The sequence below is a fragment of the Bordetella sp. H567 genome (assembly GCF_001704295.1).
Classification (GTDB): Bacteria; Pseudomonadota; Gammaproteobacteria; order Burkholderiales; family Burkholderiaceae_B; genus Bordetella_C.
In genome coordinates this window covers 3,819,835-3,842,514 of sequence record NZ_CP012334.1, presented here as the reverse complement: position 1 = coordinate 3,842,514, position 22,680 = coordinate 3,819,835, and the positions used below count along the sequence as shown (strand labels likewise).

Below are 22,680 nucleotides of genomic sequence, written 5' to 3'. Positions count from 1 at the left end.
GGGGAGCAAGCCGGATGCGCGGCCTGGGGTGCTCCTTTTTCCTATACTGCCGGGATGAGCCACGCCGTACCCGATGACCCCGTTCCCTCCATCCCACTGCCGGCAGGCGAGCTGCGCCGCGACGCCCTGCGCGCCTTGGCCCTGGCGGACTGGCCCGCGAAGCTGCGGGCCGTCGACGCCATGCCCCTGGACGGGCAGGTTGACACCCTAGCCACGTTGACCGCTCCGCCCGGCCTGCCCGGCAGGCCTGCCCGGCCGGAGCTGGTTGCCCCGGCCCAGCTCAAGCCGCGCCCGGTCGGCACGACCGCGGGGCGGGCCGCCCTGATCCATGCCCTGGCGCATATCGAGTTCAATGCGGTCAATCTCGCGCTGGATATCCTGTGGCGCTTTGCCGGCATGCCGGCGGGCTTCTACCGGGACTGGTTGCGCGTGGCCCGGGAGGAGTCCAGCCATTTCCAGCTGCTGAACGCCCACCTGGGCACGCTGGGCTACGCCTATGGCGATTTCCCGGCACACAACGGCCTGTGGGAAATGGCGGAAAAGACGCGCGCCGATCTGGCGGCGCGTTTGACGCTGGTGCCTCGCATCCTGGAAGCGCGCGGCCTGGACGCTTCGCCGCAGATTCGCGACAAGCTGCGGGCGGTGGGCGACGAGGCGGGCGCGGCCATCCTGGAAATCATCCTGCGCGACGAAATCGGCCATGTCGCCGTCGGCAACCGCTGGTGGCGGTATCTGTGCACGGCGCACGGCAAGGATAGCGTCGCCTGGCACGCCGAACTGGCGGCCCGTTACGCGGCGCCGCGCCAGCGCGGACCGTTCAATCTGGAGGCCCGCCGGGCGGCCGGTTTCGACGAAGCGGAGCTGGCCGCCCTGGACGCGGCGCGCGGGCCAGAGAGGCTCAGTGCCGTGCCGGCGGACCGGCCAGATAGTCGATGATTTGCGGGACCGGCGCCTGCGCGATGCCGGCCCGGCTCGCGTCGGCATAGGTATCGCGGATGGCTTGCGCGGTACCGTGGGGCGCGCCGGTTTCCTCGGCCATGGTGGTGTAGTACCCCATGTCCTTCAACGCATTGGCGATGGAAAAGCGGAAGTTCGCCGTGTCGCCGGATTCGATATAGGGGCGCAGGCGCCCCAGCACCACGCCATCGCCGCCGCCCTTGGCCAGGATCTCCAGCAGCACGGCGGAATCCACGTTGGCCAGCCGGGCGCAGGCCGCGGCTTCGGCCAGTACCGCCGAAAACCCCAGCGACACGTAATTGTGCAGCAGCTTCAGGCGGTGACCCGAGCCGATCGGACCGGCGTGCACGATGTTTTCCGCATAGGTTTGCAGCACCGGCTTGCAGCGCTCGAACAGGGCGGGGTCCCCGCCCACGATCAGGTTCAGCCGCCCCTCGGCGGCCTCCTTGGGCGTGCGTGTCATTGGGGCATCCAGGAACAGGCCGCCGGCCTTTTCAACCGCCTGGGCGACCCGCAGCGTGGACGAGGGGATGGCGGTGGAGCAATCGATCACCACCGTGCCCGGCCGCATGCCGGCCAGCACGCCGTCCTCCTTGAAAAGGACGTCCTCTACCTCCGGCGTACCGGTCACGCACAGGATGACCATGTCCGCCTGCCGCGCCACATCGGCGGGCGTGCTCGCGCGCGCAGCGCCACGCGCCAGCAGATCGTCCACGGGCTGGTTGCCCGGGTGGTCCAGGAAGACCAGCGGATAGCCGGCCTTGACGATGTTGAACGCGATCCCGTGGCCCATCTGGCCCACGCCAATAATGCCGATACGGTTCTTGCCGGCTTGCGCCATGACTGTCTCCGGTTCAGGCCCGTCCCGCCAGCTGGTTCATTTCCGCCAGCAAGGCGTCGGGCACGTTGACGCCCTGTTCTCGCGCCGTCTGTTCAAGCGCGGCGCGGCGTTGGCCGGGCAGCCGTACGCCTTCGTCCGCGAGCATAGCCGATACCAGCGTTTCCACGCGTTCTAGGTAGGCCTCGCGCCCGGCCAGCGCACCCGGATCGATGACCAGGAAGGCCTGGCCGATGCGCGCGCGGTTGCCTTGCTCGGTGAAGAAGGAGTCCGCTTCGAAACCGAAATGGGCGCCCGTCAATGCGCAGGCCAGCAGTTCGACGGTCAAGGCCAGCATGGCGCCCTTGGCGCCCCCCATGGGCAGCATGCTGCCCGCCAGGCCCGCCTTGGGGTCCGTGGTGGGCCTGCCCTGCGCATCCAGCGCCCAGCCCAGGGGGATCTCCTTGCCTTCGCGCGCCGCCACCATCAGTTTGCCGCGCGCCACTTCGGACAGCGACAAGTCGATCACCAGGGGCAGCGCGTCGCGGCGCGGGAAGGCGGCGGCGATGGGGTTGGTGCCGAACAGCGCGCGCTTGCCGCCCCATGCCGGCATGGCGGACGGTGAATTTCCCATGGCCAGGCCCACCATGCCGGCCCGCGCCACCGCGTCCAGATGATAGGCCGCGACGCCGAAGTGATGGCTGTTGGTGACGCCGGCGAAGGCGACGCCGTGCTCGCGCGCGCGTGCGATGGCCTGCTCGATGGCCAGGGCGCAGGCCGGGAAGGCCAGGCCATCGGCCGCATCCACCAGCACCGCGCCGCCGCGTTCCCGGATGACGCTGGCCACGGCCTGGCCGTCGGCGCGTCCGTTGCGCAGATGGGTGGCATAGAACGGCACGCGCGAGACGCCGTGCGAGGCGATGCCCTGGCCCTCCGCGTAGATCAGTGCGCGTGCCGTGTCGGCGGCCATACGCGCGCTCGCGCCGGCGCCTTGCAGTGCGGCCGCGGCCAGGTCATACAGAGCATCGAGATGCATGGTTGCCATGTTCGTGTTTCCTGAAGTCGTTCGACGGCCGCAGCGGCCCCGGGGCCCAGCGGGCGTTGCCATTGGCCCTTGCCTTGGGCCGTCGTGATTACGCGATGCGCGATCTGGTGCGATGGGCACGCGCGATGGCTCGTGCGATACCCCGCCGCGATCACCCTTGCTTCAATACGGCCGCCACGCGCTGGGCAACCATGTCGGAGACACGGGTGTTGGCCTCCACGCTCAACCCCGCCACGTGCGGCGTCAGGATCAGATTGGGCGCGCCGGCCAGCGGACTGCCCGCGGGCAAAGGCTCTTCACCGAACACGTCCATTGCCGCGCCGCGCAGCTTGCCGTCGCGCAAGGCCTGCGCCAGCGCCGCTTCGTCGACGATGCCGCCGCGCGCGGTATTGACCAGCACGGCCCCGTCCTTCATCGCGGCGATACGCGGCCCGTCGATCAGCTTGCGCGTGCCCTCCGTCAACGGAATGTGCAGCGTCACCGCATCGGCGCCCGCCAGCAGCGCATCCAGGCTCACGGGCTCGACCTGCGTTTCCCGCCACACCGGGTCGGTACCGGGCAGCATGGGGTCGTAGGCCACCACCCGCATATCCAGGCCCTGCGCCAGGCGCGCCGTCATCCGGCCGATTCCGCCGAAACCCACGACGCCCAGCGTGCGGCCATGGACTTCGCGGCCGTTGGACATCGCCGTGCGCGGCCAGGCGCCTTGCGCCACCTGGCTGCTGTTGTGATAGACGCCGCGCGTGAGGACCAGCACGCTGGTCACCACGTATTCGGCCACGGCACGCGCATTGGCGCCGGTGGCCGGTAGCACGTGGATGCCGCGTTCGCGGCAGGCCGGCACATCGATGTTGTCCAGGCCCACGCCCAGCCGGCCGACCGCTCGCAGGCGCCGGCCGGCGGCCAGCACCTCGCCATCGACGCGGGTACGGTTGCGGACGATCAGGGCGTCGGCCTCGGCCACCGCCTTGAGCAGATCGGCGCGCCGGTCCACCAGGTCGGGTTCGTACAGGACCTGGAAGTCCCGCCGCAGCAGGTCCACCGCGCCGGTGTCCATGAACTCGGAAATGACGATATGCATAGGGCGATCCAAGAGAAACCCACCCCCGAAGCGCTGCGCGCTTCCCCCTCAAGGGGGCGACGCTGGCGGACCGGCGGAGCCGGATCCGCGGCGTCCCCGATCTGGCGGCACCGTTGATGCGGGGCGGGAGCTGCAGGGAGGATGGGCGCTACTGGTTGAGAAACAGTGAACGGACAGGCAGTAATGTCGATGGGGGCGTGGTGCTTTATCCCACCTGGATGTTTGCCTGCTTGATCGTCTTGGCCCAGCGCGCGACTTCGCCCGCCAGGTACTGCTTGAATTCCTCGGGCCCGCGTGGCCGCGGGATGAAGCCGAGCTGCGTCAGCGTCTTCTGCATTTCCGGCTGCCGTATCTGCGTCTCGATGGCCTTGCCGATGCGCGCGATCAGCTTGGGATCGGTGTGCGCGGGCGCCATGACGCCGGTGAAGTTCTCGACAACCAGGTCCGGCAGGCCGGCTTCCGCCACGGTGGGTACGTCGGGCAGGTCCGGGCTGCGCTCCTTGGTGGTCACCGCCAGCGCGCGCAGCTGTCCGCCTTTCACATAGGCCAGGGATTCCGGGTAATTGGAAAAAATCACGTCCAGCTGGCCGCCGATCAGGTCCGTCAGCGAGGGCGCGCCGCCCTTGTACGGGACGTGCAGCAACTTGGTGCCGGTCAGCTGCTGGTACAGCGCCAGCGTCAGGTGCGGCGGCGTGCCGTTGCCGCTGGATCCGGCGGACAGCCCGCCCTGCTTGGCCTGGGCGGCTTTCGTCAGGTCGGCCAGCGTCTTGATGTCGCTCTTCGGATTGACCACGATCATCATGGACGACGACGCCAGGCCGGCCAGCGGCGTCAGGTCCTGCATCAGGTCATAGCCCGCCTTGCCTTGGAACAGCGTGGCGTTGGCGGCGTGGGACATCGTCATGGCCAGCCAGGTGCATCCGTCGGCTTCGGCGCGCGCCACATAGGCCGCGCCGATATTCGCGCTGCCGCCCGGCTTGTTCTCGACCACCACATTCCAGCCTTCGGAAGACGACACGGCCTTGGCGACCTGCCGCGCCGCCACGTCGGTCAGGCCGCCGGGTGGGAAGGGGACCACGTAGTTGATGGGTTTGGGCGGCCACTTGTCGCCTTGCGCCCAGGCCTTGGAAAACGGTGTGAGCAGGGTCAGCCCGGCGGCGCCGAGCACGCCCAGGGTGGAACGACGGGCAGCCGAAACCGGCAGATCCGTGATGACGCGTTTCATGGGGTTGTCTCCTCCGACAAGGGGGAACGTCGCCGGACGCGCGGGCGTCCTGACGGGCGTGGCGGCGTCCGGCCATCTGGGGGCCGGTACGCCAGGAATGCCGGCCGCTGCATGCCGGCGGGCTGAACCTCAGCCTGGGAACAGGCGTGTCTGAACGACGCTCAGGCGTTTTCAGACAGGCGTGTCTACGAACGTCAGGCGCTTTCGAACAGGCGCGTCAGCACGAACTCGCGATGGCCCAGGGCCTCGGCGGCGGTCCAGCGGCCGTTGACGGTGGCGAGCATGCATTCCAGCAACTTGTCGCCCGCCTGGTCCAGATCCATTTCGCGCTGCAGCAGGCCCGAGGTATCGACGTCGACGTGCTCGGACATGGTGCGCACCGTGCGTGGGTTGGCGCAGATCTTGATGACCGGCAGGATGGGGTTGCCGATCACGTTGCCCTGGCCGGTGGGGAAGAAGTGCACCGCGTACCCGGAGGCCGCGCACAGCGTGACCATTTCGGCGGCGGCCGACGACGAATCCATGAACCACAGGCCCGAGTGATCCGGGATTTCCGCCTTGTCCAGCACCCCGTCGATGCGGCATTTCTTGCCGATCTTCTGGATGTTGCCCATGGCTTTTTCCTCGATCGTCGTCAGGCCGCCGGCGATATTCCCCTTGGTGGGCTGCGATTCCGACAGATCGCTGGTCTTCCAGCGGTCGATCATGGCCTGGTAGCGGTCGAACATGAACATGAAGCGCTCGCGCACCTTGTCGTTGGCGCAGCGTTCCGCCACGATATGTTCGCCGCCCGTCAGTTCGGAGGTTTCGCCGAACACCAGCGTGGTGCCCAGCGGGTACAGCTTGTCGAAGGCATTGCCCACGGTGGGGTTGGCGCCACAGCCGGACGTCGTATCCGATTCACCGCACTTGGTCGAGACCCACAGGTCGCTGATCGGGCATTCCGTGCGCTGCAGCGACGTGGCGTAGTGCACGAATTCCTTGGCGGCCTTGGAGGCGCGCATGATGGTGTCATGGTCGCCGTGCAGTTCGATGGAGAACCCCGCCACCGGCTTGCCGGTCTTGGCGATCGCGTCGACGATGCGCTTGGTCCAGCCTTCCTCGATGCCGATGACCACCACCGCCGCGACGTTGGGATTGGACCCCGTGCCGATCAGCGTGCGGAAGTGCAGTTCCAGGTCTTCGCCGAACTGCAGCCGGCCATAGGGGTGGGGCAGGGCCATCGTGCCCTTGATGTTGTTGGCCACCGCTTCGGCGGCGGCGTTGGAGATATCGTCCACGGGCAGCACGATCACGTGATTGCGTACGCCGACGCGGCCGTTGTCGCGGCGATAGCCGCGGAAGGTGGTGGATGCGGAGATGACAGCCATGAGTGGTTCCTTGGGCGGGCGGGAATGGAGAAGGACGCGGCGGCTTACCAGCGCTTGGTCTTGATGTTGTGGACGTGCGCGTGCTGGCCTGCCTGGATATCGGCGACGACCTTGCCGATATCGACGCCGTACTTGAAGACGGTATCGCCGGTCTTCATGTCCTTCAGCGCCACCTTGTGCCCGATGGGAATGTCCTGCTTGGCCTTGACCTGGATGATCTTGTCTTCATCCATGATCCAGGCATTGAGATCGGTGCCCGCGGTGATGCCTTCCACCACGGCCACGGCCACCGTGTCCTTGGCATCGTGCAATACGGCATGAATCATGAGTTTCCTCCTGGTGGCGGCACGGTCGCCTGCGTCCCGGCGCCGTGCCCGCTGTTGATCGTGTTGACGATCTTATTTTCGAATTTCATCCATGTCAACCAAATCATATATATGACTTAGTGAAGTAAAAACGGGACGCCATCGGCGGCTCGCCGGATGTCGTCCTGAAGGCATGCATGGCGGCGCCGGCACGTCGGCGGGGGCGATCCCCTGCGGTACGGGAGGGCGTGGGACGGCGCGCCGTGGGATGGGCGGACGTGGGGTGTCCCGGAGCGGGACGGTGAAGGAAAAAGGGGGGACGCCTGCGCTTGCGGGGTTCTTCAGGGGCGGGTCGCGTTTTCAACCAGTTTGCGCTTGTACACCGGCAGGTCCACGCTGGGCCGGGGTGCGGAAATCTGCGTCAGCAGGTCCGAGACGAAGCCGCGGTGATAGCTGTTGTGGTTGACCACGTGCAGCAGGATTTCCCCTTGCGACATGCGCCCCGTATTGCCGCCGATCAATGCGTAGTCCTTCTCGCGCGCCAGCGAGGTCTCGGTCTGCGCGGCGGCCCAGGCGATGTACCACGCGTCGATTTCCTGCTGCGCCGCCCACAGGTCCGCGATATCCGGATGAGTCACCGTATTCAGTGCCGCCATGCCGTGTTCGCGCCCTTCGATGTGCGCCTGCCAGATCCGGTCCACCACATAGGTGTGGTTCAGGGAGCGCGCGAAATTCTTGAACAGCGAAACGCGGTCCTTGTAGATTTCTTCCGACGGCAAGGCCATCACGATGGCAAAGGTTTCGCGGTTTGCCCAGCGTTTGTAGTCGGCGAGCATGCGGGCGGATGCGGGGGTCAGCATGGCAGTTCTTCCCGAGTGGGGTTCAGGTGCCGGCCAGCATACGCCGCGAAACTGTACGCAAACTGTCAACCGCCTATCGTCTCCGTCGGCCGGCCGCAGATCGATGCGCGGACCGGCAACCCGATCGTTTCAGCGGCCCGCCGCGCGACGCTGCCGCACGGCCTCTGCCAGTTGCCGCAACACCGGTTCCGTCTGGGCCCACCCCAGGCAGGCGTCCGTAATGGACACGCCCCGCCGCAGCGCCACGCCCGGCTTCAGGTCCTGGCGGCCCTCTTCGAGATGGCTTTCGATCATCACGCCGACGATGCGCCGGTCGCCACCGGCGATCTGTCCGCCGACGTCCCGGGCCACGTCGATCTGCCGGCTGTGCGACTTGTTCGAGTTGGCGTGCGAGCAATCCACCATGACTTGTTCGCGCAGGCCGGCACGCTGCAGGATGTCGCAGCACGCCGCGATACTGGCGGCGTCGTAGTTGGTCCCTTGCTTGCCGCCGCGCAGGATGACGTGGGTATCGTCATTGCCGCGCGTCTCGAAAATCGCCGCCATGCCCATCTTGGTCATGCCCATGAAGGCATGGCTGGCGCGCGCCGCGACGATGGCGTCCGCCGCGATCTGCACGCCACCGTCCGTTCCGTTCTTGAAACCCAGGGGACAGCTCAGGCCGGACGAGAGCTGGCGGTGGCTCTGGCTTTCCGTCGTGCGCGCGCCTATGGCGCCCCAGGCGATCAGGTCGGCGATGAACTGCGGGCTGAGCAGGTCCAGGAACTCCGTGCCCGTGGGCAAGCCCAGGCCGGCGATGTCCAGCAACAGCTCGCGTGCGCGCCGCAGCCCTTCGTTGATGCGGTAGCTGCCGTCCAGGCGCGGATCGTTGATGTAGCCTTTCCAGCCTACCGTGGTGCGCGGCTTCTCGAAATACACCCGCATCACGATCAGCAGGTCTTCGTTCAATTCGTCGGCGGCCGATTTCAGCAGCCGTGCGTAATCCATCGCCTGGTCGTGATCGTGGATGGAGCAGGGACCAACGACCACCACGAGCCGGTCGTCGCGCGCGTGCAGCACGTCGGCGATCGACGCACGGGTTCGCTCCACCAGGTCCTGTATCGCCGGCGAAACCGGCAGTTCGTCCAGCAGCAGCGCGGGAGAAATCAGCGGGCGCACGGCGCCGATGCGCACGTCGTCGATGCGGGTGGTATCCAGGGTGGAATCGGCACTGCCGACTTCACGGTCGTGTAAAGGGTCATCCAGGCGGTTCAAGGCTTTCTCCAGGCGATAGCGCGATTATTGCACTCTCGGGCGCCCTGGCCGGCACACGGAGCGGGGGAAGGAGTTCTGACCCACACGCAACGCTATAATTTTGCTTACGGTTTATGTACACCCGGCCCGGTTTTCCCGCTGCTATGTTGCCTCATTCCGCCGGCACGGGGCCCTGGCGCCGAGCGCCCGCGGATGGCGATCTTCCACGATGCCGCGCGTGCTGCAACCACGCCTTCATGCAGACGCGCGGCGGCACGGTCCTCAAAGGAGATGACGATGGGCAAGCGGTGTTTGGCGGAGTTCCTGGGTACCTTCTGGCTGGTGCTGGGCGGGTGCGGTTCAGCCGTCCTGGCAGCCGCCTATCCTCAACTGGGCATCGGCTTCGCCGGCGTGGCGCTGGCTTTCGGCCTGACGGTGGTTACCATGGCCTATGCGGTCGGCCATATTTCCGGCGGCCACTTCAATCCGGCGGTCACCGTGGGCCTGTGGGCCGGCGGCCGCATCTCCGCCAAGGACATCCTGCCCTATGTCTTGTCGCAGGTCGTGGGCGGCATCGCCGCGGGCGCCGTGCTCTACGCCATCGCCAGCGGCAAGACCGGCTTCGATCCGACCGCCGGCTTCGCCTCCAATGGCTATGCGGAACATTCCCCCGGCGGTTATTCCCTGCTTGCCTGCATGATCGCGGAATTCGTGCTCACCGCGTTTTTCCTGATCGTCATCCACGGCATCACGGACACGCGCGCGCCGGCCGGCTTCGCCCCGCTGGCCATCGGCCTATGCCTGACGCTGATACACCTGATCAGCATTCCCGTGACGAACACGTCGGTAAATCCGGCGCGCAGCACCGGCGTAGCCTTGTTCCAAGGCAGTTGGGCCATCGGGCAATTATGGATGTTCTGGCTCGTCCCGTTGCTGGGCGGCATCGTCGGCGGCCTTGTTTATCGCTATCTGGCGGCACCCGATAGCGGCCGCCGCGATGCCGGCGCGTTTCCATCGGCGCCGGCGTCCACGGCATGACGAACATCCGCGCCGCCGTCACGGCGTGCCGGCGGTGCGGCTTGCCTGCCATCGCGACGGCGCGGATCTCGACGCGAAGATCGCCGAGGAGCGCTGTGCGGGCCATTGCTTTTCAACTCAGCCGTCCGTTGAGCGGCTTAGTGCTTCCCAACGATTGATCTCGCGCGCCGTCGCGGCGAGCTTTTCACGTACCAATGCCAATGCGTCGCTGCCCAGCAGCAAATGGGCGGGCGGCTCGTCGCTGTCGATCAGCGACAACATGGCGCGGGCGGCCTTTAGTGGGTCGCCTGGCTGCTTCCCGCTTTTTTCTTCGCGCGCCCGGCGTATGGGATCGAACAATGCGTCGTAATCGGCGATCGATCGTGGCGTGCGCACCATGGAGCGGCCCGCCCAGTCCGTGCGAAACGATCCCGGTGCCACCGCGGTGACATGGATTCCGAAAGGCAGCACCTCCTTGCCGACGGTTTCCGAGATGCCTTCCAGCGCGAATTTGCTGCCGCAGTAATAGGCAATGCCCGGCATCGTGATCGTGCCGCCCATGGAAGTGATATTGAGGATACGGCCGCTGCGCCGCCGGCGCATGTAGGGCAGAACCGCCTTCATCATCGCGACCGCGCCGAACACGTTCACGTCGAACTGACGGCGCATTTCCGCCAGCGGGGATTCTTCCATCACGCCTTCGTGGCCGTAGCCGGCGTTGTTCACCAGGACATCCACCGGCCCGACGTCGGATTCGATGGTTGCGACCACGCCACCGATGGCGTCGAAGTCTGTCACGTCCAACTGCCGGCCTGTGGCCGAGCCCGGTGCCAGGCTTTCAAAAGCGCGCCGCGCTTCGGCGCTGCGAACGGTACCGACCACGCGGTGGCCGGCTGCGATTGCCTCCAGCGCCAGCGCCCGACCGAAGCCGCAGCTGACACCTGTGATCAGCAACAGCTTGGGTGAAGATACCCCCTTGGGGATACGCGCGGGATGGGAGGGTTCCAGCGGACTAGCAGACGACATATAAAAAGCACTCCGGAAGTTCAATCAGAAGTGCATGATATTCTGCAAGAAATGCCGAGGTGAGCCGGATTTCTCTATGTTTATTGCCTATTAATATGGGACAGGCCGGGCCTATCCCTATCTGATCCAAATGCTTCGTCTCCCTTCTTCATCCGCGGATTCCGCGCGCATGTCGGCCCCATCCAGCCGCCGGCTCGGCACGTTATTCCGCAAGTTGGCGCCCCAGGAAGGCCACAACTTGACGGCGCTGCCGGACGTGCGTGTCCTGCGGTCCGACCGTCCGCTCGCCAGCACGCCGGTGTTGTACGACCCCGGCATCGTCATCGTCTGCCAAGGGAACAAGCGCGGCTACTTCGGCGATCGGGTCTATCTGTATGACGAACAGCATTACCTGGCCGTCTCCGTACCGGTTCCTTTCACCATGGAAACCGACGCCACGCCGGACCGCCCGCTGCTGGCAATCTACATGCATCTGGATTTTCAGATGGCGGCTGAATTGATGCTGCAGATCGACCTGGCAGGCACCGCGCTATCCGCGGCGCCTCCGCAAAGCATGATGTCCAGCCCCATGGACCAGGACTTCCAAAGCTCGGTATCGCGGCTGCTCACGGCATTGAGTCGCCCCCTGGAGGCCGTCATCCTGGGCCGGTCGCTGGTGCGTGAACTGTACTTCCGCGTGCTCACCGGGCCACAGGGCAGCGCCATGCGAGCTGCACTGACCATGCAGGGCCAATTCGGCAAAATCGGAAAGGCGTTGCGCCGCATTCACGCGTGCTACGCGACTCATCTGGATATTGCCCAATTAGCGGCGGAAGCAGGCATGAGCGTGCCCAGCTTTCACACGCACTTCAAGGCCGTGACGAACACCTCGCCCATGCAGTACGTGAAGTCCACCCGCCTGCATCAGGCCAGGCTATTGATAGTCCGCGAAGGCGTATCCGCCACCACCGCGTGCCACGCCGTGGGATACGAGAGCCCGTCTCAATTCAATCGCGAATTCAAGCGCCTGTTCGGCCTGACGCCGGCCGCGGAAGTACGGCGCATGAAAGCAAGCTTCGCCATCCCGCCCGCGCATGCGGGTTCGGAATACGTGTCGTCTCATTAGCGTATCGCGGGGCATTTGCCCTTGCGGCCATAGGCCTGTGCAGCACGCTCGGCGCTGCTGTTTATTTGGCGGTGGAGCTTACCAGCGCGGGCTGCGCCTGCCGGTGCCTGGCCAGGTAGTCGTGCTGAAAAAGACTCATCCGGATCACATCCCGGTACTGGCCGTTGATAAAGAATTCATGCTTGAGTTCGCCTTCCACCTGAAAGCCCTGCTTCTTGTAGATCTGCAGCGCCTTGTGGTTCTCCTTGTCCACGATCAGATAGATCTTGTACAGGTTAAGCACGCTGAAGCCGTACTCCAGGGCCAGCTTCGTCGCCGTGGAGGCGATGCCTTTCCCTTGGTGATCGGGCGCGACGATGATCTGGAATTCCGCCCGGCGATGTACGTGGTCGATCTCGACCAATTCGACCAATCCCACATTGACGCCCTCGGCTTCCACCAGGAAACGGCGTTCGCGCTGGTCGTGAATGTGTTCCTCATAGAGCGAGGAAAGTTCGGCGAAGGTCTCATAAGGCTCTTCGAACCAGTACCGCATCACGCTCGCATTGTTGTCCAGCTGATGTACAAAATGCAGGTGTTCCCGCTCCAGCGGGCGAAGTTTGATCGTTGTTTCCGTGGTCATGATTGTCCATCGATGGCAATGCTCGGCGTCGATGAGGCCGCGTTATCGAGCCGACTCAATGTCTGGTCCAGCATACGGCCCCCGGCATTGTCTCGCTGCCGCGTGAAATGAACATGGATGATGCGTGGTGCTGCATCCTTCCTTGGGCCGATACCTCGGGTAAGAAAACGATCAAATCCTTGTAAGGGCGGGCAGGGCGGCCAAGAATCGACACGGCAGGGCCGTCGCCGGACGTCTACGCCGGCGGCCGTGCATGAGGCAAGTCCTGCTAGCCGCGACCGCAGCTCAGATTCGCGGGAACCGCGATATCCATCATTTTGGGCGCCGGCAGGTTCAGCCCATTCATGATGTCGACGTATTCGGCTTCCGACTTGCCGGCCAGCCTGGGATTGAAGCGCTTTTCCTCGCCGATGGTGGTCGCCGTGCAGCCACGGTAGTCGTGCGCCGGATACACGACGGTGTCGTCCGGCAGGCGAAAAAGCTTGTTGACGATGGAGTCCCACGACCGATGCGGGTCGCCGCCCTGGAAGTCCGTGCGCCCCGTGCCGCGTATGAGCAGCACATCGCCGGTGAATACCGCAAGCGGCCGGCTGGGATGCAATACGAAGCTGAAGGACTCGTCCGTATGCCCCGGCGTATAAACGCCCTGCAGCGCGATATCGCCGACGCGCAGCACTTCGCCGTCGACGATACGGCGCGACACGCAGTCCGCCTTGGTGTGTTGACCCATCACCGTCAAGCATCCGGTGACGGCGCGCAAATCGCCGAGCGCCGTGATGTGGTCGGCGTGGGTGTGGGTGTCGATCGCATGCAGCAGACGCACGTCAAGCTGGCGCAACAGGGTGGCGTAGGCCTCGCAATGCTCTTTCACGGGGTCGATGATCAAGGCCTCGCCCCCGGTCCCGGAGGCGATCAGGTAGGTGTAGGTCGACGACGCGGCATCGAAGAACTGGCGCAGAATCATGGCGACTCCTTAATCCAGTATGGAATAAGTATATTTCTGGAAATTATAAGAGCGCCTACCCCCGCTGCGTCAATACCGCCGCGTCACGCATTCGATTTAGCCCTATCTCTCCTGCGGCCTCGATACTCCCACCCGATACCGTCGGGTCACCCGCCGGCGGCCGGTCTGCCGTTGCGGTGATATGCCCGCGCCTTCAGCGTGTCCAGCTGTGCCGTGATCACCTGCCGCAGCCATTGATTGCCCGGGTCGTTCGTCTGGCTGCGGTGCCAATACATGTTGACCTGGAACGTGGGCGGCCGGAAGGGCAGTCCCACTTGGCGCAGTTCCTTCATGGAAGCGAAGAAGTCCGCCAGGGCCTGGGGCACCGTCGCCACGACGTCCGTACTGCCCACGATGACCGAGATGCTCATGAAATGCGGCGTGCGCAGCACCACCTTGCGCCGCAGTTTTTTCTTGCGCAGGAAGTTCTCGAACACCTCCAGGCTGCGGCCGGGCGCCTCCACTTCGACGTGGTTCAGGCTCAGGTATTGATCCATGGTAAGCGCGCGATCCCGGATGGGATGGTTCGCGCGCATGATGCATGCGAAAGAGTGCAGCCCGATGCGGCGATGCAGGAACTGGTTGCTGGTGATGTCGGGGAAGTAGCCGCAGGCCAGGTCCACTTCGCCGGCGGCCATGGCCTCCTCCAGTTCGCGTGGCGGCAGGTACAGCGAGCGCAGGGCAATCGACGGCGCCGCCTGCTCCAGGGCTTGGACGGCAAAGGGCAGGTAGATGCCTTCGCCGATATCGGTCAGTCCCAGCCGGAATTCCCGCGTGGACGTGGCCGGGTCGAAGCGCGGCACGGCGAACAGTTCGTTGTCGACCGCCTGCACGATGCCGCGTATCGGCGCGGCGAGTTCACGCGCCCGGCTGGTGGGCTCCATGCCGTTATAGGTCTTCACGAACAGCGGATCGCCCAGCAGACCTCGCAGCCGCCGCAGCGCCGTGCTCAGCCCGGGTTGGCTCATGTCTAGCAGCTGCGCGGAGCGCCCCACGCTGCGCGTCTCGTAAATGGCCAGGAATACCCGCAGCAGGTGGACATCCAGGTTCATGGGCGTTATCTCCAATCGAGATATTCAATATAACTGTTATGTCATTGAGAAATCTTGGTCCTCTCTTTACGCTTCATCCATACGATTCCAACAACGGAGACCAAGGCATGGATACCCCTCAAACCGCGGCCGCGCCGCGCCCATCGCTGGCCTGGCCGGAGGGCGGCGTGACGCGCGTCCCCTTCCAGGTGTTTTCGGATCCGGAGATCTATGCCATGGAGCAGCAGAAGATCTTCCGCGGCCCGGTCTGGCACTACCTGTGCCTGGAGGCGGAAATCCCCAACAAAGGGGACATCCGTACCACCTGGGTGGGCGACACGCCCATCATCGTGACGCGCGACGAAAATGGCCGCGTGCACGCGATGATCAACCGCTGCGCGCACAAGGGCGCGCTCGTTTGCCTGAAGGACCACGACAACCGGCATTCGCTGACCTGTGTCTACCATGCGTGGAACTACGGCCTGGACGGACAGCTGAAAGGCGTGGCGTTTCGCAACGGCGTGCGCGGCAAGGGCGGCATGCCGGAAGACTTCGATCCCGGCTGCCACCGGCTCGAACCGCTACGCATCGAGCGCTTCGGCGGCATCGTCTTCGGCACGCATTCCGAGCAGACCGAGCCGCTGCGGCAGTTCCTGGGCGAAAAGATTTCCGCCTTCCTGGCGCGGAACATGGACCAGCCGCTGAAGGTCCTGGGCAAGCACAGCCAGATCATTCACAACAACTGGAAGCTGTACGCCGAAAACGTGCGCGACTCCTACCATGCGACGCTGCTGCACACCTTCTACACCACCTTCCGCGTGAATCGCCTGGACATGGATGGCGGCATCATCCTGTCGGACAAGAAATGGCACCACATCAGCTATTCCAAGCGCGCCACGCTCGCGCCTGCGGCGGAATACCAGGAATCCGCGGTGCACTCCGCACAATACGATTCCGAGCTCGCGGGTCCGGCGCTGCTGCAAGCCTGGGATGCCTATGAAGACAACATCACCCACAGCATCCAGACGGTCTTTCCGACCCTGGTGATCCAGCTGACGCTGAATTCGCTGGCGGTGCGCTTCTTCGTGCCGCGCGGCGTGGACAAGACCGAACTGTTCTGGATCTTCCTGGGCCACGAGGACGACACGCCGGAACAGGAAAAAATGCGCATCATGCAGGCCAACCTGACCGGCGCCGCCGGGCTGGTGGCGCTGGAGGACGGCTGCATCAATTCCTTCGTGCAACGGGGCACGCACGGCAGTCCGGATCGCGCCGCCTTTATCGAAATGGGCGGGCGTGTCGCCGAATCAAACGAATCGTCCCGGGCGACCGAGGCCGCCGTGCGCGGATTCTGGCATGGCTACCGGGAAATCATGGGCTTCGGGGAGGCGGCGTGATGACGATCGTGGCACAGGAGAAAACCGGCGCGGCCATCCATCCGGCGCACGCGGACGTGGTGCACTTCCTTACCCGCTATGCCGACGCGCTGGACGACGGCCGCGTCGACGACTGGGTGGATTTCTTCGACGACGACGGTATCTACCAGGTCACCACGCGGGAAAACGAAGCGGCCCATTATCCGGTCGGCATCGTCTACTGCGAAGGACGCGGCATGCTGCTGGACCGCATCAAGGCGCTGAAGATCGCCAATATCTACGAAAGCCATGTGTACTGCCACATCAACGGGCAGCCCACGATCCTGCAGGATGTCGATGGCGTGCTGACCGTGCGCTCCAACTTCGTGGTGTACCGCACGATGTACGACGGCCGCGCCGAACTCTTCGCCACCGGCAAATACCGGGACGTGATTCGTCGCGACGGGGCGGGGCTGCGCTTCCAGGAAAGGCGTGCGGTGGTGGATTCGCGCAGGATAGACACACTGCTGGTGTTTCCTATCTAGCGTCAACAGGCCCTGGCCGCGTGGCTACCCGGCGATAAAACGACATACCGGATCGGAAGAGGTCCGGGGGAGACTATCATGAACCAGATCGTCAGGCGGCTTGCCGCCATGGCCGCCTGTGTACTGCTGATCGCCTGCCTGCCCGCTGCCCAGGCGGCGGACTGGCCCGTCAAGCCCATACGCATCATCGTGCCTTTCGCGCCGGGCGGCATCGCCGATATCCTGGCGCGCATGCTCAGTCCGATACTGCAAGACGGATTGGGGCAGTCCATCATCGTCGAGAACAAGCCGGGCGCCAGCGGCAGCCTGGCCACCGAATACGTGGCGCGAGCCGAGCCCGACGGTTATACGCTGCTGCTCGGGCTGGCCGCGCCGCAGACGCTGAATCAATACATCTACAAAGTGCCCTACGACGGCGTAAAGGACTTCGCCCCGATCACGCTGCTGAACACCAACCCACTGGTGTTGATGGCGAATCCGTCCTTGCCGGTGCACACGGTGCAGGACCTGATCGCGCTGGCCAGGCAGAAGCCCGGGCAGATTTTCTTTTCCGATGCCGGCGGACTGACGCAATTCAGCGGCGAGATCTTCAAGTACATGACGGGCGTGAACATCGCCCACGTTCGCTATCGCGGCGGCGCGCCGGCGGTCACGGCGGCGGCCGCGGGGGAAGTGCAGATCACCTTCGCCAACTATTCCGATGCGCTGGCGTGGATGAAGGCCGGCAAGCTGCGCCCCATCGCATTGACCAGCACCCAGCGCTTTCCGCAGTCGCCCGAAATACCGACGATCGCCGAATCGGGCGTGCCGGGCTTCGACGTGCAGGGCTGGAGCGCGCTGCTGGCGCCCGCGGGCACGCCGCCGGTTGTCGTCGACAGGATCTACAAGGTCCTGGCTGCCGGCTTGAAGGACCCCGCGCTAAGGGAAAAGATGATGAATATCGGCGCCGAGCCAGGCGGCGGCACGCCGGCGGAATTCAAGGCGTTCATGGAGAAGGAATCCGAAAAATGGCGTTCTTTCGTCGAACGCACCGGCATCAAGGTCGAACAATGATCCCGCCCCGGATACCGGACGTCGTCGACAGCGGCTGGCTGGCTGCGCGCCTGAATGCGCCGGGACTGCGCATCGTCGATGCCTCGTGGTCGATGGCGGCCTCGACGCCGCCGGCCCGCGAGGCCTATCGGCAAGCCCATATCCCGGGCGCGGTGTTCCTGGACCTGGATGCCGCCGCCGATCCCGGGGCGACCTTGCCCCACACGCTTGCGCCCGCGCCGCACTTCGCGGCGGTGGCCGGCGCCATGGGCATCGGCAGGGACGATGCCGTGGTGGTGTATGACCGGGCCGGCATGCATACGGCGCCGCGGGCGTGGTGGCTGTTCAAGGCCTACGGCCATGCGCGCGTGGCGGTACTGGACGGCGGCCTGCCGAAATGGCGCGCCGATGGCGGCGCGGTCGAAGGCGGCCAGGTCGTGCCGCCGCCCCGCCGCTATGTTGCCGACGATCCATGGGCGCACGCCTGCACGCTGGACGAGGTGCGGGCCGCTGCCCGGGACGGTGTACAGATCGTCGACGCGCGCAGTCCGGGACGCTATCGCGGCGACGAAGCCGAGCCGCGGCCAGGCTTGCGCGGCGGACATATCCCGGGCAGTGTCAATCTTCCCTATACACGCCTGTTCGATGCCGCCGACGGTACCTTGCTGGACGCCGCGCGATTGCGGGCGGTCTTCGGCCAGGCAGGGATCGACCCACACGGTCCCATCGTCTGCACCTGCGGTTCGGGGGTGACGGCGTGTGTGGTGCGGCTCGCGCTGGCGCGCCTGGGCGCCGGCCGGGTACGGATCTATGACGGCTCGTGGACGGAATGGGGCTCGACGCCCGGCCTGCCCGTCGCGACAGGGCCGTAGCCGGCCGGGAGCTCATCGCCGGCATGCGGTGCCACGGTACTTCGAGCGTGAAACGCGATCCCGGCCCCGGGCCGGCCATCGACTTTATTGGAGGAAGGAAATCCCCATGATCTACGAACTGAAGAAATACACCGCCAATCCAGGCAAGGCCGAGGCCTTGAAGCAGCGCTTCCAGGCGCGCACCATGCCGATATTCGAGCGCCTGGGCATCGAAGTCCTGCATTGCTGGACCGAACCCGGCGCCCCCGACGCCTTCTACTACCTGACGCGCTTTCCGTCGGCAGAGGCGCGCGATGCCGCGCTGCAGGCATTCGGCGCGGACCCGGAATGGAAGGCCGCCAAGGCGGCCAGCGAGACGGACGGCCCCCTTTTGGCTGGACAGACTACCGTGGCACTCGTCCCGACGGAATTTTCACCCCATGAGAAGGCCTGATACCACCATGCCACCAACCCGCACGATACCGGTCGGCGATGCCGGCTTCGCCATCCTGGACCAGGGGCCGGCTTCCGGGCCCTGCGTCGTGTTCAGCCATTCCATCATGACCACCCACGCCATGTGGCAAGGGCAGGTGGAGCGCCTGTCCCGGGCGGGCTACCGCGCCATCGCGTATGACGCGCGCGGCCACGGCGCCAGCGTGGTTTCCCCCGCGCCGTACCAATTGACGCAACTGGCCGACGATGTCATCGGGCTGCTCGATGCCATGGGCATCGCACGCGCGCATTTCGTCGGCCTCTCGCTGGGCGGCATGATTGCCTTCGACCTGGCCACCCGGCATCCCCGGCGCCTTTGCAGCGCCGTCATCTGCGACGCGCGGGCCGACAGCCCCGAATCCTTCGCCCGGCCCTGGGAGGAACGCATCGAACTGGCGCGCGAGCAGGGCATGAAGGCGCTGGCATCGCCCACGGTCGCGCGCTGGTTCGGCGCCGGATTCCGCGAATCGGATCCAGCCCGTGCCATCCATCGCATGCTGTGCGAAACACCGGTCGAAGGCTTCGTCGGCACTGCCCGGGCCTTGCAGGATTTCGATTTTCGCCCGGGACTGGATGAGGTCGATTTGCCCATGACGCTGATATGTGGCGAAAACGACGGCGTGCTGCCCGCCGAAATGGCGGCGCTGGCGCACCGCATCCCCGGCGCCGTGCTGGAAATGATTCCCGCCGCGGGACATCTTCCGAATATCGAAAATCCCACCGCCTTCGACGCGGCCTTGATGCGGCACCTCGCCCGCGTGGCCCCCATCGACCGGGCACCGTAGTACTTCCTCCTCAAGATACTGGATGAGCGCTTTCGCCAAATCAGAATCAGGTGCATGGCGCTGCATCCATCGGACAGCGTGTGTCCAAATTGGCATTGGCGCGCCCGGAAACTGGACCAGGCATTCCTGTCATGGACCGCAAATCGGTCCGCGGCTGCGCCAAGGACATCCATATGGTTGAGATCGCGCCATTCCGCGGTGATATCAACCATAATGAATCCAGCCCGCTGCCGCGCGACGGCAGGTGTTCCGCCTTCGCACTCCCTCATAGTGTCCGGCGGGCCGGACGTGGACACGCAGTGCGAGATGTCACGATGACACCGGAAACCCCTGCCGACGAAGCAGTGCCTGCCCGCGGCTCAAGTCCCCGCAATCTGCCGCAGGGCTACCGGACGGGATTGATTACCTCGATTACGGTGTTGCTGGGATTTTCCCTGGGCTTCCTGCGCTATTGGGGCTTCGACGCGCCAGGCGAGTGGAGCGCGCTGTCGGTACTGCCTGGCATCGCCCTGTTCCTGGCCATCCTGCTGCAGATCATCGCGCTTTACCGCGCCTTGCGCCTGGAGGACGAGGCCGAGGACGAATACCGGCAAACCGTTCGGTGGTTCATCGCGTCGGCCGTGCTGCTGCTGCTAGGCCTGACGGCGGCGTTATGGGAGGTGGCTTGATCCGTCCGATGGCTTATTCCATGCCTTGGCGGAAAAACTATCGCCCCGGCAGGCGTTCTGCAGAAACCACATAATGTGGCCAAGCAGAAAAAAACCCATAAAGTGGCGAGATGACCACTTTATGGGTTTCACCAAGAAATCAATCTCTTGGCGTTGAATTGGTGGAGCCGGGGGGAATTGAACCCCCGTCCGCAAGCCCTCTGCAGGCAGTTCTACATGCGTAGTCGACCTATTTGGATTTAACCCCGAATCTTAGCCAGTCGACAGGCCGGACCGAAGCGAGTCACATAGTTTAAACGTACCCCGTGTGACCCCGGAATACGCCGATTCTTTGTTAAGTGATACTGCTGTGGTTCGAAGAGTTACCTCTCCTAGGAAGTTGCCTCCCTCCACCTGACCCAAAGACAAATCAGTGCAGCAGCTCATTTAGGCAGCACGCAGAGCGGGCTGTTGAGCAAAAACGTCTTCGTTGGCGTTTGTGAGTGTTCCAGTGGATTTACGAGCTGACTGGTGCTCGGCATGCCCTGACTGTTTCGCGACCCACGTCGAATCCGGATCGGCCCCAGTTGTCCTTCATTGTACTCGCAATGCGGCCCCGCCGCCTTCCGTTGTGTGATGACGCGCTATCGCGCGTCGGCGGGACCTTGTACGAATATCGGGGTGGATGGCGCGATTTCAACGACCGCCGTAGCGGTGCAGCGCCGCGCAGAACACGCACGTTAATCCGCTATCGGAGCCGGGACCGCGCCTGGCGCCACGTCATCCGGCCGGGACGGCGTGGACTCAATGCGGTCAGGCGCGTGAGCCAGTCCCCACCTGCGCCGGCAGCACACTTTCGATGGCGTCCCACAACGCGTCCGGCGTGTCGGCCCGGGCGTCGGCCTCCCACAGCGTAATGTCGTGGTCGCCGCCCAGGTAGCCGTAGCCGGCGGCCACGGCCGGCATTCCGGCGGCGTGGGCGGCCTGGATGTCGCGCAAATCGTCGCCGACATACACGCAGCGCGCCGCGTCATAACCGGCATCGCGCGCGGCGTGGAGCAGGGGGTCAGGATAGGGTTTGGAGCGAGGCGCCGTGTCGCCGCAGACCAGCGTGGCGGTGCTGTCCATCAACCCCAGGAATTCCACAATAGGCAAAGTCAGATGGCTTACTTTATTGGTGACGATTCCCCAGGCGTGCCCCTTGGCACGGATATCGCTGAGCAGCTGCGCGATACCCGGGAACAGGCGGGTGTGCACGGTGGAGCTTTCCGCGTAGTCGGCCAGGAACTGGCTGCGGGTTTCGTCGAATTCGGGGTGGTCCGGCATCATGCCTAGGGCGACCCGCAACAGTCCCCGCGCCCCTTGGGACGCCACGGGCCGCAGCAGCTCGTAAGGCATCGGCGCCAGCCCGCGGCGCAGCCGCTGCCGGTTGGCCGCGGCCGCCAGATCCGGCGCCGTATCGGCCAGCGTGCCGTCGAAGTCGAACAGGATGAGCGCGCTCATTTGCGGGTTGCCATCAGATAATTCACCGACGCGTCCGCCGAGAGCGCGTAGACCTGCGTCAGCGGGTTATAGGTCATGCCGGCGATCTTCACCGGCTGCAATTCCGCCGCGCGGGCGGACGCGGCCAATTCGCTGGGCTTGATGAAATTCTCGTAGCTGTGGGTGCCGCGCGGCAGCAGTCGCAGCAGGTATTCCGCGCCCACGATGGCGAACAGGAAGGATTTGGGATTCCGGTTCAAGGTGGAAAAGAACACCCAGCCGCCGGGCTGCACCAAGGTGGCGCATGCGCGTATCACCGAAGCCGCATCCGGCACGTGCTCCAGCATCTCCATGCATGTGACGATGTCGTACCGGCCGGGTTGCTCCTGCGCCAGTTGCTCCACCGGCACCGCCCGGTACTCTACCTTGATGCCCGACTCCAGCCCATGCAGGCGCGCCACCTTCAGCGACTTCTCCGCCAGGTCGATGCCGGTGACTTCGGCCCCTTCGGCGGCCATGCTTTCCGAGAGAATGCCGCCTCCGCAGCCCACATCCAGGATGCGCTTGCCCGTCAGGCTGCCCACGGCCTGGCGGATCCAGTCCAGGCGCAGCGGATTGATCGCATGCAGCGGCTTGAACTCGCTGTCCGGATCCCACCAGCGGGCGGCCAGCGCACTGAACTTTTCCAGCTCAGCTTGATCGGCGTTGGCAGGCGGGGCAGAGGGGGGCGTAAGAGTCATGGCGGGAACGGCGGCAGATTCGACGGGTATATATTAATTAGAGGCAGGCGCCCG

At 65.1% G+C, this 22,680-nt stretch carries 24 protein-coding genes and 1 other RNA gene; 10 read left to right on the top strand and 15 right to left on the bottom strand.

The features are described from left to right. Positions 1–54 precede the first annotated feature (54 nt). Positions 55–936 (top strand): ferritin-like domain-containing protein, encoded by an 882-nt coding sequence (locus tag AKI39_RS17305; protein ID WP_066638725.1) that lies wholly within the window; start codon positions 55–57, stop codon positions 934–936. On the opposite strand, the gene AKI39_RS17300 is transcribed toward AKI39_RS17305, so the two are convergent. From AKI39_RS17300 to AKI39_RS17265, 8 genes are all read right to left on the bottom strand, one after another. Further along, complete coding sequence (locus AKI39_RS17300) at positions 899–1,798, bottom strand: NAD(P)-dependent oxidoreductase (protein WP_066638718.1); 900 nt, start codon at positions 1,796–1,798, stop codon at positions 899–901. The two genes, AKI39_RS17305 and AKI39_RS17300, sit on opposite strands and share 38 nt — an antisense overlap. Before the next feature lie 13 nt (positions 1,799–1,811). After that, entirely contained in the window at positions 1,812–2,819 is a 1,008-nt protein-coding gene (locus tag AKI39_RS17295; RefSeq protein ID WP_066638715.1) for an Ldh family oxidoreductase, read from the bottom strand. A gap of 151 nt (positions 2,820–2,970) precedes the next feature. Next, positions 2,971–3,900: a hydroxyacid dehydrogenase gene (locus AKI39_RS17290; RefSeq protein WP_066638709.1), complete on the bottom strand. Its 930-nt coding sequence runs from the start codon at positions 3,898–3,900 to the stop codon at positions 2,971–2,973. A 205-nt stretch (positions 3,901–4,105) separates the two neighbouring features. After that, positions 4,106–5,125 carry a Bug family tripartite tricarboxylate transporter substrate binding protein gene (locus AKI39_RS17285; protein WP_066638707.1) on the bottom strand — a complete coding sequence of 340 codons (1,020 nt, stop codon included), beginning with the start codon at positions 5,123–5,125 and terminating at the stop codon, positions 4,106–4,108. Between the two features lie 194 nt (positions 5,126–5,319). Next, on the bottom strand, positions 5,320–6,495 hold the full coding sequence (locus AKI39_RS17280) for a UxaA family hydrolase (protein ID WP_066638702.1): 1,176 nt from the start codon (positions 6,493–6,495) through the stop codon (positions 5,320–5,322). A 44-nt stretch (positions 6,496–6,539) separates the two neighbouring features. Then, complete coding sequence (locus AKI39_RS17275) at positions 6,540–6,821, bottom strand: UxaA family hydrolase (RefSeq protein WP_066638699.1); 282 nt, start codon at positions 6,819–6,821, stop codon at positions 6,540–6,542. Between the two features lie 320 nt (positions 6,822–7,141). Beyond that, positions 7,142–7,660, bottom strand: a complete 519-nt coding sequence (locus tag AKI39_RS17270) for a DinB family protein (protein ID WP_066638697.1) — start codon at positions 7,658–7,660, stop codon at positions 7,142–7,144. Positions 7,661–7,789: 129 nt separating this feature from the next. After that, positions 7,790–8,914 (bottom strand): 3-deoxy-7-phosphoheptulonate synthase, encoded by a 1,125-nt coding sequence (locus tag AKI39_RS17265; RefSeq protein ID WP_066638695.1) that lies wholly within the window; start codon positions 8,912–8,914, stop codon positions 7,790–7,792. 270 nt (positions 8,915–9,184) lie between these two features. Between AKI39_RS17265 and aqpZ the strand changes: the two genes are divergently transcribed. After that, positions 9,185–9,931, top strand: coding sequence for an aquaporin Z (aqpZ, locus tag AKI39_RS17260; RefSeq protein WP_201258511.1), 747 nt, complete (start codon positions 9,185–9,187; stop codon positions 9,929–9,931). Between the two features lie 117 nt (positions 9,932–10,048). Here aqpZ and AKI39_RS17255 read toward each other — a convergent pair whose 3' ends face one another. Then, on the bottom strand, positions 10,049–10,936 hold the full coding sequence (locus AKI39_RS17255; protein WP_066638691.1) for an oxidoreductase: 888 nt from the start codon (positions 10,934–10,936) through the stop codon (positions 10,049–10,051). Between the two features lie 169 nt (positions 10,937–11,105). Between AKI39_RS17255 and AKI39_RS17250 the strand changes: the two genes are divergently transcribed. Further along, positions 11,106–12,041, top strand: coding sequence for an AraC family transcriptional regulator (locus AKI39_RS17250; RefSeq protein WP_066638689.1), 936 nt, complete (start codon positions 11,106–11,108; stop codon positions 12,039–12,041). 61 nt (positions 12,042–12,102) lie between these two features. On the opposite strand, the gene speG is transcribed toward AKI39_RS17250, so the two are convergent. The 3 genes from speG to AKI39_RS17235 all read right to left on the bottom strand — a co-directional run bounded on the left by speG (position 12,103) and on the right by AKI39_RS17235 (position 14,718). After that, positions 12,103–12,663, bottom strand: a complete 561-nt coding sequence (speG, locus tag AKI39_RS17245; RefSeq protein WP_066638686.1) for a spermidine N1-acetyltransferase — start codon at positions 12,661–12,663, stop codon at positions 12,103–12,105. Between the two features lie 268 nt (positions 12,664–12,931). After that, positions 12,932–13,627, bottom strand: coding sequence for an MBL fold metallo-hydrolase (locus tag AKI39_RS17240; RefSeq protein WP_066638684.1), 696 nt, complete (start codon positions 13,625–13,627; stop codon positions 12,932–12,934). A 146-nt stretch (positions 13,628–13,773) separates the two neighbouring features. Continuing rightward, positions 13,774–14,718 carry a LysR family transcriptional regulator gene (locus AKI39_RS17235; RefSeq protein ID WP_083228904.1) on the bottom strand — a complete coding sequence of 315 codons (945 nt, stop codon included), beginning with the start codon at positions 14,716–14,718 and terminating at the stop codon, positions 13,774–13,776. 107 nt (positions 14,719–14,825) lie between these two features. Between AKI39_RS17235 and AKI39_RS17230 the strand changes: the two genes are divergently transcribed. The 7 genes from AKI39_RS17230 to AKI39_RS17200 all read left to right on the top strand — a co-directional run bounded on the left by AKI39_RS17230 (position 14,826) and on the right by AKI39_RS17200 (position 20,425). Further along, complete coding sequence (locus tag AKI39_RS17230) at positions 14,826–16,094, top strand: aromatic ring-hydroxylating oxygenase subunit alpha (RefSeq protein ID WP_066638681.1); 1,269 nt, start codon at positions 14,826–14,828, stop codon at positions 16,092–16,094. After that, on the top strand, positions 16,094–16,597 hold the full coding sequence (locus tag AKI39_RS17225; RefSeq protein WP_083228903.1) for an aromatic-ring-hydroxylating dioxygenase subunit beta: 504 nt from the start codon (positions 16,094–16,096) through the stop codon (positions 16,595–16,597). The genes AKI39_RS17230 and AKI39_RS17225 overlap by 1 nt, the downstream gene beginning before the upstream one ends. 78 nt (positions 16,598–16,675) lie before the next feature. Further along, positions 16,676–17,650 carry a Bug family tripartite tricarboxylate transporter substrate binding protein gene (locus tag AKI39_RS17220; protein ID WP_066638679.1) on the top strand — a complete coding sequence of 325 codons (975 nt, stop codon included), beginning with the start codon at positions 16,676–16,678 and terminating at the stop codon, positions 17,648–17,650. Then, positions 17,647–18,501: a sulfurtransferase gene (locus AKI39_RS17215; RefSeq protein WP_066638676.1), complete on the top strand. Its 855-nt coding sequence runs from the start codon at positions 17,647–17,649 to the stop codon at positions 18,499–18,501. Before AKI39_RS17220 ends, AKI39_RS17215 begins: the two co-directional genes overlap by 4 nt. A 106-nt stretch (positions 18,502–18,607) precedes the next feature. Beyond that, complete coding sequence (locus AKI39_RS17210; RefSeq protein WP_066638674.1) at positions 18,608–18,934, top strand: NIPSNAP family protein; 327 nt, start codon at positions 18,608–18,610, stop codon at positions 18,932–18,934. A gap of 7 nt (positions 18,935–18,941) precedes the next feature. After that, positions 18,942–19,757 (top strand): alpha/beta fold hydrolase, encoded by an 816-nt coding sequence (locus AKI39_RS17205; protein ID WP_066638672.1) that lies wholly within the window; start codon positions 18,942–18,944, stop codon positions 19,755–19,757. Between the two features lie 314 nt (positions 19,758–20,071). Beyond that, complete coding sequence (locus tag AKI39_RS17200) at positions 20,072–20,425, top strand: hypothetical protein (RefSeq protein WP_066638670.1); 354 nt, start codon at positions 20,072–20,074, stop codon at positions 20,423–20,425. A gap of 159 nt (positions 20,426–20,584) precedes the next feature. Here AKI39_RS17200 and ssrA read toward each other — a convergent pair. From ssrA to ubiG, 3 genes are all read right to left on the bottom strand, one after another. After that, positions 20,585–20,989: a transfer-messenger RNA gene (ssrA, locus tag AKI39_RS17195) on the bottom strand. Between the two features lie 228 nt (positions 20,990–21,217). Next, positions 21,218–21,907, bottom strand: a complete 690-nt coding sequence (locus AKI39_RS17190; RefSeq protein WP_066638667.1) for an HAD-IA family hydrolase — start codon at positions 21,905–21,907, stop codon at positions 21,218–21,220. Then, positions 21,904–22,626 carry a bifunctional 2-polyprenyl-6-hydroxyphenol methylase/3-demethylubiquinol 3-O-methyltransferase UbiG gene (gene ubiG / locus AKI39_RS17185; protein ID WP_066638664.1) on the bottom strand — a complete coding sequence of 241 codons (723 nt, stop codon included), beginning with the start codon at positions 22,624–22,626 and terminating at the stop codon, positions 21,904–21,906. Before ubiG ends, AKI39_RS17190 begins: the two co-directional genes overlap by 4 nt. Positions 22,627–22,680: the final 54 nt, after the last annotated feature.

Coding starts and splice junctions, on each gene's coding strand:
- AKI39_RS17305 (WP_066638725.1), top strand. CDS start 55: ATGAGCCACGCCGTACCCGATGACCCCGTTCCCTCCATCCCACTGCCG.
- AKI39_RS17300 (WP_066638718.1), bottom strand. CDS start 1,798: ATGGCGCAAGCCGGCAAGAACCGTATCGGCATTATTGGCGTGGGCCAG.
- AKI39_RS17295 (WP_066638715.1), bottom strand. CDS start 2,819: ATGGCAACCATGCATCTCGATGCTCTGTATGACCTGGCCGCGGCCGCA.
- AKI39_RS17290 (WP_066638709.1), bottom strand. CDS start 3,900: ATGCATATCGTCATTTCCGAGTTCATGGACACCGGCGCGGTGGACCTG.
- AKI39_RS17285 (WP_066638707.1), bottom strand. CDS start 5,125: ATGAAACGCGTCATCACGGATCTGCCGGTTTCGGCTGCCCGTCGTTCC.
- AKI39_RS17280 (WP_066638702.1), bottom strand. CDS start 6,495: ATGGCTGTCATCTCCGCATCCACCACCTTCCGCGGCTATCGCCGCGAC.
- AKI39_RS17275 (WP_066638699.1), bottom strand. CDS start 6,821: ATGATTCATGCCGTATTGCACGATGCCAAGGACACGGTGGCCGTGGCC.
- AKI39_RS17270 (WP_066638697.1), bottom strand. CDS start 7,660: ATGCTGACCCCCGCATCCGCCCGCATGCTCGCCGACTACAAACGCTGG.
- aqpZ (WP_201258511.1), top strand. CDS start 9,185: ATGACGATGGGCAAGCGGTGTTTGGCGGAGTTCCTGGGTACCTTCTGG.
- AKI39_RS17255 (WP_066638691.1), bottom strand. CDS start 10,936: ATGTCGTCTGCTAGTCCGCTGGAACCCTCCCATCCCGCGCGTATCCCC.
- AKI39_RS17250 (WP_066638689.1), top strand. CDS start 11,106: ATGTCGGCCCCATCCAGCCGCCGGCTCGGCACGTTATTCCGCAAGTTG.
- speG (WP_066638686.1), bottom strand. CDS start 12,663: ATGACCACGGAAACAACGATCAAACTTCGCCCGCTGGAGCGGGAACAC.
- AKI39_RS17240 (WP_066638684.1), bottom strand. CDS start 13,627: ATGATTCTGCGCCAGTTCTTCGATGCCGCGTCGTCGACCTACACCTAC.
- AKI39_RS17235 (WP_083228904.1), bottom strand. CDS start 14,718: ATGAACCTGGATGTCCACCTGCTGCGGGTATTCCTGGCCATTTACGAG.
- AKI39_RS17230 (WP_066638681.1), top strand. CDS start 14,826: ATGGATACCCCTCAAACCGCGGCCGCGCCGCGCCCATCGCTGGCCTGG.
- AKI39_RS17225 (WP_083228903.1), top strand. CDS start 16,094: ATGACGATCGTGGCACAGGAGAAAACCGGCGCGGCCATCCATCCGGCG.
- AKI39_RS17220 (WP_066638679.1), top strand. CDS start 16,676: ATGAACCAGATCGTCAGGCGGCTTGCCGCCATGGCCGCCTGTGTACTG.
- AKI39_RS17215 (WP_066638676.1), top strand. CDS start 17,647: ATGATCCCGCCCCGGATACCGGACGTCGTCGACAGCGGCTGGCTGGCT.
- AKI39_RS17210 (WP_066638674.1), top strand. CDS start 18,608: ATGATCTACGAACTGAAGAAATACACCGCCAATCCAGGCAAGGCCGAG.
- AKI39_RS17205 (WP_066638672.1), top strand. CDS start 18,942: ATGCCACCAACCCGCACGATACCGGTCGGCGATGCCGGCTTCGCCATC.
- AKI39_RS17200 (WP_066638670.1), top strand. CDS start 20,072: ATGACACCGGAAACCCCTGCCGACGAAGCAGTGCCTGCCCGCGGCTCA.
- AKI39_RS17190 (WP_066638667.1), bottom strand. CDS start 21,907: ATGAGCGCGCTCATCCTGTTCGACTTCGACGGCACGCTGGCCGATACG.
- ubiG (WP_066638664.1), bottom strand. CDS start 22,626: ATGACTCTTACGCCCCCCTCTGCCCCGCCTGCCAACGCCGATCAAGCT.